This is a genomic window from Exiguobacterium sp. EF_C8, assembly GCF_054956715.1.
In genome coordinates this window covers 2,801,554-2,813,707 of record NZ_CM143264.1, presented here as the reverse complement: position 1 = coordinate 2,813,707, position 12,154 = coordinate 2,801,554, and the positions used below count along the sequence as shown (strand labels likewise).

Genomic DNA, 12,154 nt, shown 5'->3' with positions numbered 1-12,154 from the left:
TGAAACGCATGAGCATTAGAGCTGAAGAAATCAGCGCCCTGCTTAAAGCGCGTATCGCGCAGTACGGTTCTACGATGGAAGTGAACGAGACAGGTACGGTCATCCAAATCGGTGATGGTATCGCTCGTGCACACGGACTCGACAACGTCATGTCGGGAGAGCTCGTAGAATTCGCTAACGGCACAATGGGCTTGGCGCAAAACTTAGAAGAAGGCAACGTCGGTATCATCATCCTCGGTGACTACCTTGAAATCAAAGAAGGCGACTCTGTTCGCCGTACGGGCCGCATCATGGAAGTACCAACTGGAGACGCACTCCTCGGACGTGTCGTCAACCCGCTCGGTATGCCAATCGATGGTCTTGGTCCAATCGAAACAGAACACTACAACCCGATCGAGCGTAAGGCGTCTGGCGTCATGGCGCGTAAATCGGTACACGAACCACTTCAGACAGGAATCAAGGCGATCGATGCCCTCGTTCCAATCGGTCGTGGACAGCGTGAGTTGATCATCGGTGACCGTCAGACGGGTAAGACGTCGATCGCAATCGATACGATCATCAACCAAAAAGAAGAAAACATGATCTGTATCTACGTCGCAATCGGACAAAAAGAATCAACAGTCCGTGGCGTCGTCGAGACGCTCCGTAAAAACGGTGCCCTCGATTACACGATCGTCGTTTCGGCAGCGGCTTCACAGCCGGCTCCACTTCTTTACCTCGCACCATTCGCAGGTGTCGCGATGGGTGAACACTTCATGGACCAAGGCAAACACGTTCTTGTCATCTATGATGATCTTTCAAAACAAGCAGCTGCTTACCGTGAGCTTTCACTTCTCTTGAAACGCCCACCAGGCCGCGAAGCTTACCCAGGGGATGTCTTCTACCTCCACTCACGCCTTCTTGAGCGTGCGGCGAAGTTGAACGACGAGCTTGGCGCAGGTAGCTTGACTGCCCTTCCGTTCATCGAGACACAAGCGTCGGATATCTCAGCTTATATCCCGACGAACGTTATCTCGATCACGGATGGTCAAATCTTCCTTCAATCGGATCTCTTCTTCTCAGGTGTCCGTCCCGCGATCAACCCGGGTCTCTCGGTATCGCGTGTAGGTGGTTCGGCTCAAGTAAAAGCGATGAAGAAGGTAGCGGGTACGCTCCGTCTTGACCTCGCATCTTACCGTGAGCTTGAAGCATTCGCTCAGTTCGGATCTGACCTTGATAAAGCGACTCAGTCGAAGCTTAACCGTGGTGAGCGGACAGTTGAAGTCTTGAAACAAGACTTGAACCAACCCCTTACTGTCGATAAGCAAGTCATCATCATCTATGCCTTGACTCGTGGTCACCTTGATGATGTTGCTGTAACGGATATTCGTCGTTTTGAAAAGGAACTCAACCTCTGGCTCGATCAAAACCGCAAACAACTTTGCGATGAGATCCGTAAGACAGGTAACCTTCCAGCAGACGAAGAGATCGTAGCAGCAATCTCAGAATTTAAGAAAACGTTCCAAGCGACGGTCTAATCCGGCGGAACGCTCTTGATACTAACAAGGTGGTGAATCGAAATGGCATCGTTGCGCGAGATACAAACGCGGATCAACTCGACGAAAAGTACGAAACAGATCACGAAAGCGATGAACATGGTTTCGGCGTCGAAACTGAACCGCGCTCAAGCACATAGCGCGAAGTTCCAACCTTACATGCTGAAAATGCAAGAGGTACTCGGAACCATTGCGAATGGCACGACAGGTGCGAGCCATCCGATGCTCGAGAAACGTCCCGTCAAAAAGACAGGATATATCGTCATCACATCGGATCGCGGCTTAGCTGGTGCATATAACGCCAACGTGCTGCGTGAAGTCTACCGGGAAATCAAAGAAAAGCATACTACGGACAGTTACGTTCTCTTCGTGGTCGGTAAAGTCGGTGTCCAGTTCTTCCGTTCGCGCGGAATCACGGTCACGGATGCGATCACAGGTTTGAACGATTCTCCTTCGTATGTCGACGTCGCTGAGATCGTGAAGCGTACAGTGAGTGCGTTCACGGTCGGCGAAATCGACGAGCTCAAGCTGTGCTACAACCACTTCCTATCTGTCATCAGCCAGGAAGTGAAAGTCGAAACCCTTCTCCCACTCGGAGAAATCGAAGCTTCATCTTCGACGACTTATGAGTACGAGCCAAGCGAGGAACAAATCCTTGCTGAACTCCTCCCGCGTTATGCGGAGAGCTTGATCTTCGGTGCGCTTCTTGACGCGAAAGTAGCAGAACATGCGTCACGTATGACAGCAATGCAAAGTGCGACAGATAACGCAGATGACTTGATCGGTCGATTGACTCTCGTCTACAACCGAGCTCGACAAGCTGCGATCACGCAAGAAATCACAGAGATCGTCAGTGGGGCTGCTGCGCAGCAGTAATCCCGACTGGCGTAACGATAGGTAGGAGGAAACACGATGAACGAACTCGGTTTAAAAGGCCGCGTCGTCGCGGTCATGGGACCTGTCATCGACGTTAAGTTCGAAGGACACTTACCGAACATCTACAACGCGCTTCGTATTCAATATACGCCGCAAACTGTAGAAGAAGTGGCTATCGACTTGACGCTTGAGGTCGCCCTGCACCTTGGTGACGACGTCGTCCGTACCATTGCGATGGACTCTACGGATGGAGTACGCCGTGGAATGGAAGTACTCGATACGAATGCTCCAATCTCGGTACCCGTCGGAGAAGCGACACTTGGTCGCGTCTTCAACGTACTCGGTAACCCAATTGATGAAAAAGAAATCGCTGCTGACGTGGAACGTCTTCCGATCCACAAAAAAGCACCGACTTTCGATAACCTTTCAACGAAAGTTGAAATCCTCGAGACTGGAATCAAAGTCGTCGACTTGCTCGCTCCTTACATCAAGGGTGGTAAGATCGGTCTCTTCGGTGGTGCCGGTGTAGGTAAGACCGTCCTCATCCAGGAATTGATCAACAACATCGCGCAAGAGCACAGCGGTATCTCGGTATTCGCAGGTGTTGGTGAGCGGACGCGTGAAGGAAATGACTTATTCCACGAGATGACGGATTCAGGCGTTATCAAACAAACAGCGATGGTCTTCGGTCAGATGAACGAACCACCGGGTGCACGTCTCCGTGTTGCCTTGACTGGTTTGACGATGGCAGAATACTTCCGTGATGAGCAAGGACAAGACGTTCTTCTCTTCGTTGATAACATCTTCCGTTACACACAAGCGGGTTCTGAGGTATCGGCCCTTCTCGGTCGTATGCCATCTGCCGTTGGTTACCAGCCGACACTCGCAACAGAGATGGGTATGCTCCAAGAGCGAATCACATCAACAAACAAAGGTTCGGTTACATCGATCCAAGCGGTTTATGTACCAGCCGATGACTATACTGACCCGGCTCCTGCAACGACGTTTGCTCACTTAGATGCAACGACGAACCTTGAGCGCCGTCTCTCTGAGATGGGGATCTATCCTGCCGTGGATCCACTTGCATCGACATCACGCGCCCTTTCACCGGAAATCGTCGGCGAAGAGCACTACGGTGTTGCACGTCAAGTTCAGGAAACACTTCAGCGTTATAAAGAACTTCAAGATATCATCGCGATCCTCGGTATGGACGAGTTGTCAGAAGACGACAAATTGACTGTACACCGTGCGCGTCGTATCCAGTTCTTCTTGTCGCAGAACTTCCACGTAGCTGAGCAGTTCACAGGACAAAAAGGATCGTACGTCCCAGTTAAGGACACGATCCGCGGCTTCAAAGAAATCCTCGAAGGTAAACACGATGATCTAACGGAAGAAGCATTCCGTCTCGTCGGTCCGATCGAAGATGCGATTGAAAAAGCGAAGGCGCTTGTCTAAGTGACAAAGCATAAGGGGGACTTGAGATGAACACACTTCATGTCAATATCGTCACCCCGGATGGCGAAGTGTATGATGGCGATATCCGTATGGTCGTTGCGAAGACGATTTCTGGTGAGATCGGGGTTCTCCCGCACCACGTCCCACTCGTGACACCACTCGATATCAGCATCTTGAAGTTGCGCCACGAAGATGGCGGACGCACGTTGATCGCTATCAGCGGTGGCTTTATGGAAGTGCGCCAGGATACTGTAACGGTTCTTGCGGAAACTGCGGAGCAAGCAGACAAGGTCGACTATGACCGTGCTGCAGCTGCGAAGGTTCGTGCAGAACGTCGTCTCCAGGACACGAAATTATCAGAACTCGAATTCAAACGTGCTGAACTTTCACTGAAACGAGCAGTTAACCGTCTCAGCTTGAAAGACTACGGTCGCGATTGATTCGACCAAAGACCCGAATTCCTTTGCGGAATCGGGTCTTTTTTTTGTACGATACGTCAATGATTTTTCTAAAGACAAACGTTTTCGCAAGAGGGAGAACGATACAGGTTTAAAACGCCGTAAAAATGTAAAAGTACATTATATGCCTCGTCTTCACAATTTCTTCAACATTTTTTCTTTGGAAGACTAAATTTATCTTCAATAAATATATTTTATACGCTAAAATTAATTCAGCGTGTTCTTTTTTGTTTGCGCAATCATTCATTTTATGAAATCATAGTAAAGTTGGAGAAACTATGAAGAAGAGGTGCAACGAAAGTGACATCTATTGGTGTGAGTGCGTTAGTTAGTATGCTGGTCTACATCGTAGCGATTCTACTCGCTTGGTGGTCCTTATTACCAGTCAAATGGGAGAAAATCCTGCAACATCCTAAAGGACCGCATGCGGTAGCCTTGCGAACGATTCTAGCCATTGCACTCGGATCGATCGTCGCTCGCTTTTTATTGGATTATGCCGGTTTTGCACAGCGTCTTCAGTTTTTAATTGGGTGAACTTGTAACTGCATTGTAAACCCTGAAATGGTAATTTGTTTTAACATGGAACAGGACACTGCTCTTTCAATGAAGGAACACAGTCATTTAGCAATCATCTAACATTACAATCGAAACGTCGTATTGGCTTTGGAGTAAGAGATCAACTATAGGGAAGTTTCTTTTCTAACATTCGTTGAATTCCAACTATGATCCTCACCAATCACGAATTGAACATACTAGAACAGAAACGAAGCAGAGGAGTAGGGAGAATGGAAAAAATCGTTGTCCGTGGCGGACGTAAATTAGCTGGAACAGTCAAAGTAGAAGGTGCAAAGAACGCGGTCTTAAAAACACTCGTCGCGACATTGCTTGCATCAGAGGGCCAATCGGTTCTTCAAAACGTACCACGTCTAGCAGACGTCTATACAATCAATAACGTCTTACGCAACTTGAATGCGGAAGTCGAGTTCGACGCTGAAGCAAATACGGTGACGGTCAATGCCGAACCGAATCTTAAAGATGAAGCGCCACTCGAATACGTCCGTAAGATGCGGGCTTCGATCCTCGTCATGGGTCCATTACTTGCACGTCTCGGTCGCGCACGTGTTGCGATGCCAGGTGGCTGTGCGATTGGTTCACGTCCAATCGATCTTCACCTAAAAGGCTTCGAAGCGATGGGCGCGAAGACGATCATCGGAAATGGATTCGTTGAAGCACATGTTGACGGTCGTCTCAAAGGTGCGAAAATCTACCTCGACTTCCCATCAGTCGGTGCGACAGAAAACATCATGATGGCTGCGACACTCGCAGAAGGAACGACAGTGATTGAGAACGTCGCAAAAGAACCAGAAATCGTTGATCTTGCGAACTTCTTGAACGCAATGGGCGCAAAAGTCCGCGGTGCAGGTACAGAAACGATCCGCATCGAAGGCGTCGAGAAGTTACATGGTGCAACACACTACGTCATTCCGGACCGGATTGAAGCAGGTACGTTCATGATCGCAGCAGCAATCACAGAAGGTGACGTCGAAGTCATCGGTGCAGAACGTGAACACCTTCGTCCACTCATCTCGAAGATGGAAGAGATGGGCGTTAAGATCACGGATACAGAAGAAGGTCTCCGTGTCGTCGGTCCAGCGAAACTCGAAGCAGTCGACGTCAAGACAATGCCACACCCAGGGTTCCCGACAGATGTTCAAGCACAAATGATGGCACTTGTTCTCAAAGCAGGTGGCACATCGGTCATTACGGAAACAGTCTTCGAGAACCGCTTCATGCACGTCGAAGAATTCCGTCGCATGAACGCGGATATCAAAATCGAAGGTCGTTCATCGATCATCAATGGCGGCGTTCAATTACAAGGCGCAGAAGTGCTTTCAACAGATCTTCGCTCAGGTGCGGCACTCGTCACAGCAGGATTGATTGCTGAAGGCGAAACACGCGTTGGCGCACTTCACCACATCGACCGTGGATACGTCGACTTCCACTTGAAGTTACAAGCACTTGGTGCAGACGTAGAACGTGTGACAGAAGAAGCGGCAGTCGTTGAAGAAACAGCTGCAACAAAACTTTAAGCACTCATTCAAGAGCATTCTCTCGTTTTCGGGGGAATGCTCTTTTTGTCTTCTTTTTAAAAAGATGACAATGAAATCAGAAAAGCCGAAAAAGAAAGTCGTTTCACGATGGGGCATATGCTAGAATTGAAAGGTATGTATACATAAATGGGTTAGACGTCCAAACGACGTTCTATATTTTGGAAGAATAGCCAGTGGGTAAAGGAGAGCACACGAGATGTTTTCAAGAGATATCGGAATCGACTTAGGGACGGCGAATGTCGTCATTCATGTAAAAGGTAGAGGCATTGTCCTCGATGAGCCATCGGTCGTCGCGATCGATAAGGCGACAGGCAAGATTCATGCGGTAGGGACAGAAGCACACTTGATGGTGGGCCGAACACCGGGAAACATTGTGGCCATTCGACCGCTTCAAGACGGCGTCATTGCTGATTTCGAAATGACAGAAGCGATGCTACGCCATTTCATCGATAAGATTGAGGTCCGTAAGATGTTCGGTGGAGTCCGCATGTTGATTTGTACACCAGCAAGCATCACGACGGTCGAAGCAAAAGCGATTCGCCAAGCTGGTGAAAAATCAGGCGCGAAGACGGTCTTCCTCGAAGTCGAGCCGAAGGTCGCAGCAGTCGGTGCCGGTATGGACATTTGGATGCCAGCAGGGCACATGGTCATTGATATCGGTGGCGGAACGACGGATGTTGCCGTCCTTTCAATGGGTGATATCGTTTGTGGTGAAACGATTAAAGTCGCAGGTGACCGGTTTGATCACGACATCATCCGCTCGATCAAGGATACGCATAAGTTGATCATCGGGGAACGAACAGCGCAAGCTGTCAAGACGACGGTCGCGACGGTCTCAGAAGACGGACGTCGTGAACAGATGGATATTCGCGGACGTAATCTCGTGACAGGCTTACCGCACAACATTACGGTGACATCAGAAGAGATGCACGATGCACTTGCAGAAGCAGCAATGGAGATCGTCGAAGCAACGAAGCGTGTGCTCGAGAAGACACCACCAGAGCTTGCAGCGGACATCATCGACCGTGGCATCATCCTGACGGGTGGGGGCGCACTTCTTGACGGAATCGACCAGTTACTTGCAAAAGAACTCGGCCTACCGGTTCTGATTGCAGAAGATCCGATGTTATGTGTCGCACGCGGTACAGGGATCATGCTCGACAATCTTGGGAAGTAAGAGCGTGTCAGCGTAAAAGATATGATTTTTCGTAAAAATTCATTCCTATAACGACCGTCTTGTCCTTCTCGCTTACCTATCCCTGACGAAAGTGCTACTTGCACTTTCTTTTCCTGCAGGAGTCGGGAATGGACACGTTCGTTCGATATGAATCAAACCAATAGGGAGTCCAGTTTCCGAAGTACGTATCGGAAACTGGACTCCCCTTGTTTTAAACATAATGCTTAGTCCATAATGTCATGGTACTAAATGATTATGTGCCTCCTTGTGCTTCATCCGACTCCTACAGGAAAAAGTGCAAATTTTTGCGCTGTCAGAGACAAACAAGACCCAGGTTCACTGTTATACGAACAGTGAAGACTGGCTTGTGTCTCGCCTGAGGAAAGCGGATAAAAAGCAAAGGGGCATAAAGATGACTTACTGCGTACTACGCATGAAAGCCTGGTACGCTTCAAAATCGTGATAGACAATGGCACTTGGTGGCAACGAACTTGCCATCGTCTGATTAACGAGCTGATTCAGCTGCGTCCGTGTTTTGCCGTAGAACGTAATGTCTGGTGTTTCCGGAAGCTCCGTGAATTCGATGGCATACGATAAACGATATCCGTTACTCGCCGCATACAGTGCATCCGTCATCGTGATGGCGCCAAGTCCGTTACCGCCACCGTAAGCGGTCCGGTAACTCATCAATGTGACTTCGTCAGCGAGATCCATTGCCCACTCGCTGAGGGAACGCCCGCCTGCATCCTGTACGGTGTGGAACCAGAACGGGAGGAACAGTTGCAGCGGTAATCCTTCAGCAGATGCTTTTTCGCGGAAGGCGAGTAAGATGCGTTCGTAGGAGGCGATGACTCCTGGCTGGTCCGTCTCCCATTCCGGTAAGGCGTACGGTTCGAGATCGACACTGATACCGTCCGGATGACTGATCGTCTCCTGCTGATAGGTCGAGATCCAGGCTAACGGATCCTCGACGTTCGGTCGAGCTGTCGTTCCTTCGTTTGTAATCCAGCGCGGCTGTCCGAACAGAAAGTAGACTTCGATTCCGACAGCATGCGCTTTTTCAACGAATGTTCGGTAGAGAGTACGGTCACCCTCGACAGCGACATGCAGATAGACACGTTTCATCTGTCTGTTTGCCAGCTGATTGATCTTCGTTGAAATGGAGTTGGCCTCTGGGATGGACCAGATGACCGTGTGACGAGTGACGGAAACGGCAGCTGAACTCTTGAGTGGTAGTCCGAATTGAAGCAACGATAGGCAGACTACGCTAATCAAAAAGCGTTTCATTTCAATTTCACTCCTTCGTGTGGATTACCTTACTATCGGTCGTTGCGCATTCACTTATATGCATCAAAGGTCCTGTTCTACACTTTGACAGTTCAAATCCTAGACATTTCACATTGTGAAGTGTATATTGAAAGTTGTTATATTGAAACGAATTGTCAAATAAAAGGAAGTGATGCCACAATGCCATTGTGGAAAAGAAATTTAGTAGTCGTCTGGTTCGGTAGTTTTTTGACTGCCGCCGCTCTTAGTCTCGTTTTACCGTTTTTGCCCTTATTCATTGAAGAGCTCGGTGTCGACGGCCGACAAGATATTACGACGTGGTCCGGGATCGCCTTTGGTGCTACCTTCCTCGTCGCTGCGATCGTCTCACCGATTTGGGGACGTCTTGCCGATCGAAAAGGGCGTAAGCTCATGCTACTCCGAGCAAGTCTTGGTATGTCGATCGTCATGTTCTTGATCAGTTTCGTCCAAGATGTGTATCAACTTGTGTTCTTACGTCTTGTCATGGGAGCCGTCTCCGGATTCATCTCAGCCGGAATTACAATGGTTGCTTCCCAAACCCCAAAAGAGAAAAGTGGCTGGGCGCTCGGCACCCTGTCGACCGGTGGGATTGCCGGTGGATTGCTAGGACCTCTCATTGGAGGATTCCTCGCCGACGTTGTTGGGCTTCGACCCGTTTTTCTCTTTACGAGCGTTCCGCTCTTCATCACCTTCCTCGTGACCTACTTCTTCGTCAAAGAAGAATTTGTCCCACTGGAAGTCAAAAAGATGGCGTCTGCGAAAGAAATCATCCAGTCACTTCGCCATCCGGAACTCATTTTAAGCCTTTTCTTGACGACGTTCCTGATTCAGTTCGCGGCACAATCGATTAGTCCGATTCTGTCGCTGTATGTTCGGGAACTCAGTCCCGGTACAGAACGTCTTGCGTTACTATCCGGTATTGTCGCGTCAGCACCTGGGATTGCAGCCTTGATTGCGGCGCAACGACTCGGTCGTCTATCCGATAAGATTGGCGCTGAGCGTGTCTTATTCTTTGCGTTACTCGTCTTTGCAGCTTTCTTGATTCCGCAAGCATTCGTCACGGATACAAGTCAATTGATCGTCTTACGGATGGGAATCGGTTTTGCGACAGCAGCACTACTGCCATCTGTCCAAACCTTGTTACGGAAGAATACGCCAGCGAACGCATCGGGACGGATCTTTGGGTATAACCAGTCCGCGCAGTTCATGGGGAACTTCCTCGGACCACTCGCAGGTGGACAGATTGCCGGTCACTTTGGTTTTGAAGCGCTGTTCCTCTTTACTGGCTTGATCGTCATCACGAATGCGGTGCTAGAGCGAACACAAACGGCTGTTTTAAAGAAAAATCCGAATAACTAATGAGAAGCTTCCATTTCCTAGACTGTGTTTGGGGAACGGAAGCTTTTTTTCATAGGATTCACCTTAAGTATCTTTAAATTATTATCTAAAGTATAACAAAATTTGTAAATTTTTAATATACAAGCTATTAAAAAGTGGCTTATGGAATTTAGGTAGGTCTTTCGATGCATCTCTGCTGAATATTACCGTTTTGTTCAAAAAAGCTCATAATTCCTCTTCGGTCGACCGATATACTGAAAGGAAAGAATTGAACATGAAGTCAATGAGGAGATGAACGCATGCTACGAGGAATGTACACGGCGTCGAATGCGATGCAGGCATTACAACGTCAACAGGAAATGCTCAGTAACAACTTGGCGAATGCGCGGACGCCGGGCTTCCGCGCTGATCAAGCGTCACTCCGGACGTTTCCGGAGATGCTGATCCAGCAGACAGCAAACAATGAACGGACGGGTGTGCGAGGAGTCGCGACGGTCGGGAAACTCGCGACCGGTGTCTTCATGCAGGCAGCGACCCCGAACTTCACGCAAGGTTCGATCACGGAGACAGGCAATGCGACCGATCTACAAATCAGTTCACTTGAAGGAGCACCGCTGTTCACGATTCGTCACCGGGATCCGTTGACAGGAGAGGAAGAGACGCTTTATACGACGAACGGACAGTTCGCCGTCGGACAAGACGGGCTACTCCGGACGACAGAAAATGATCTCGTTCTTGATACGAACGGACAACCACTCGACGTCGTTAACGAGGACTTCAAAGTCGACGCGGACGGAGCCGTCACGGATGGAAATGGTCAAGCGATCGGAAACCTTGGTCTCGTCGTAACAGATCAACCGGAGACGCTCGAACGGACAGGAAATGGTCTATTCCGGTCAACCAATCCATTGAATGCCGGAAACGTCCGAGTCGATCAAGGTGTACTCGAACTCGGAAATGTCGAGATTGAACAGACGATGGCGGAGATGAATGCTGGTCTGCGTCAGTTCGAAGCCAATCAAAAAGTCATTCAAGCGTACGACCGGACAGCGGAAAAAGCTGTTTCCGAAATCGGACGCGTTCGCTAATAGGAGGATATGATGCAATCAATCTATACATCCGCAAGTACGATGGGACAATTGCAAAAACAGCTTGATACGACCGGGCAAAACCTTGCCAATGTGGATACGAACGGCTATAAACGGCGGGATGCTCAGTTCAATGAACTGCTCGTCCGTAACATCAATAACCAAGCGACAGGCTTCACACCAGGTCCCTTGACGACGCCAGAGGGTCTTCGACTCGGCGTTGGTGGTTATGTCGCGAACGAAGCGACACGTTTTGGCGTCGGAACATTCCGGACGACGGATCGAAAACTCGATGCGGCACTCGGAAACCCGCACCATTTCTTCGGTGTCATCGATACGGATGGCGTGACGAAGTTTACGCGGGAAGGAAACTTCCAGTTGTCGCCGCAAGCGAACGGACAAGTTCTGTTGACGGACGATGCCGGGCGCTCCGTCATCAACCAGGCGAATGATCCAATCGTCTTACCGGCGAACGCGACCGAGATTGAACTGAACAAGGACGGCAACATCACCGGCATCTTAAACGGGGATCGTCGTGTCCTCGCTCGAGTGGGTGTCGCGAACATCCCGAACTACGGAGAGCTGACGGAAGTCGGGGGTGGCTTGTTCACAGCAACCGGACAATACCAGAATGCGACAGGGAATCCGTTGACGGTCGGTCGGCTTGAGACATCGAACGTCGATATGGCGCTTGAGATGACGAACTTGACGCAACTCCAGCGGGCGTATCAGTTTAACTCGAAAGCGTTGATGACGAGTGATCAGATGATGGGGATCGTCACGTCACTGAAATAAAACATCACAAAAG

General features: G+C 49.6%; 11 protein-coding genes. 10 read left to right on the top strand and 1 reads right to left on the bottom strand.

The features are described from left to right. The first annotated feature begins 8 nt into the window (after nucleotides 1-8). The 7 genes from atpA to mreB all read left to right on the top strand — a co-directional run bounded on the left by atpA (nucleotide 9) and on the right by mreB (nucleotide 7,612). Nucleotides 9-1,517, top strand: coding sequence for a F0F1 ATP synthase subunit alpha (gene atpA, locus ACY2IG_RS14810; RefSeq protein WP_023469496.1), 1,509 nt, complete (start codon nucleotides 9-11; stop codon nucleotides 1,515-1,517). A gap of 42 nt (nucleotides 1,518-1,559) precedes the next feature. Continuing rightward, the gene (atpG, locus tag ACY2IG_RS14805; protein WP_035410620.1) at nucleotides 1,560-2,411 is read left to right on the top strand and encodes an ATP synthase F1 subunit gamma; all 852 of its coding nucleotides are present in this window, start codon (nucleotides 1,560-1,562) and stop codon (nucleotides 2,409-2,411) included. A 36-nt stretch (nucleotides 2,412-2,447) separates the two neighbouring features. Further along, complete coding sequence (gene atpD / locus ACY2IG_RS14800; protein ID WP_023469494.1) at nucleotides 2,448-3,866, top strand: F0F1 ATP synthase subunit beta; 1,419 nt, start codon at nucleotides 2,448-2,450, stop codon at nucleotides 3,864-3,866. A 26-nt stretch (nucleotides 3,867-3,892) separates the two neighbouring features. Then, entirely contained in the window at nucleotides 3,893-4,306 is a 414-nt protein-coding gene (locus ACY2IG_RS14795; RefSeq protein WP_023469493.1) for a F0F1 ATP synthase subunit epsilon, read from the top strand. A 318-nt stretch (nucleotides 4,307-4,624) separates the two neighbouring features. Further along, complete coding sequence (locus tag ACY2IG_RS14790; RefSeq protein ID WP_029342736.1) at nucleotides 4,625-4,858, top strand: DUF1146 domain-containing protein; 234 nt, start codon at nucleotides 4,625-4,627, stop codon at nucleotides 4,856-4,858. A gap of 251 nt (nucleotides 4,859-5,109) precedes the next feature. Then, complete coding sequence (gene murA / locus ACY2IG_RS14785) at nucleotides 5,110-6,414, top strand: UDP-N-acetylglucosamine 1-carboxyvinyltransferase (RefSeq protein WP_290752951.1); 1,305 nt, start codon at nucleotides 5,110-5,112, stop codon at nucleotides 6,412-6,414. Nucleotides 6,415-6,631: 217 nt separating this feature from the next. Next, nucleotides 6,632-7,612: a rod shape-determining protein MreB gene (gene mreB / locus ACY2IG_RS14780; RefSeq protein ID WP_050676945.1), complete on the top strand. Its 981-nt coding sequence runs from the start codon at nucleotides 6,632-6,634 to the stop codon at nucleotides 7,610-7,612. A 417-nt stretch (nucleotides 7,613-8,029) separates the two neighbouring features. Here the strand turns inward: mreB and ACY2IG_RS14775 are convergent, their stop codons facing one another. After that, nucleotides 8,030-8,899, bottom strand: a complete 870-nt coding sequence (locus ACY2IG_RS14775) for a hypothetical protein (RefSeq protein WP_462618139.1) — start codon at nucleotides 8,897-8,899, stop codon at nucleotides 8,030-8,032. A 180-nt stretch (nucleotides 8,900-9,079) separates the two neighbouring features. On the opposite strand from ACY2IG_RS14775, the gene ACY2IG_RS14770 reads away from it, so the two are divergent. The 3 genes from ACY2IG_RS14770 to ACY2IG_RS14760 all read left to right on the top strand — a co-directional run bounded on the left by ACY2IG_RS14770 (nucleotide 9,080) and on the right by ACY2IG_RS14760 (nucleotide 12,141). Further along, nucleotides 9,080-10,279 (top strand): multidrug efflux MFS transporter, encoded by a 1,200-nt coding sequence (locus ACY2IG_RS14770; RefSeq protein ID WP_290752944.1) that lies wholly within the window; start codon nucleotides 9,080-9,082, stop codon nucleotides 10,277-10,279. Nucleotides 10,280-10,557: 278 nt separating this feature from the next. Next, nucleotides 10,558-11,346, top strand: coding sequence for a flagellar hook-basal body protein (locus ACY2IG_RS14765; RefSeq protein ID WP_214852125.1), 789 nt, complete (start codon nucleotides 10,558-10,560; stop codon nucleotides 11,344-11,346). Between the two features lie 12 nt (nucleotides 11,347-11,358). Continuing rightward, nucleotides 11,359-12,141, top strand: coding sequence for a flagellar hook-basal body protein (locus ACY2IG_RS14760; protein ID WP_462618138.1), 783 nt, complete (start codon nucleotides 11,359-11,361; stop codon nucleotides 12,139-12,141). The last annotated feature ends 13 nt before the right edge of the window (nucleotides 12,142-12,154 follow it).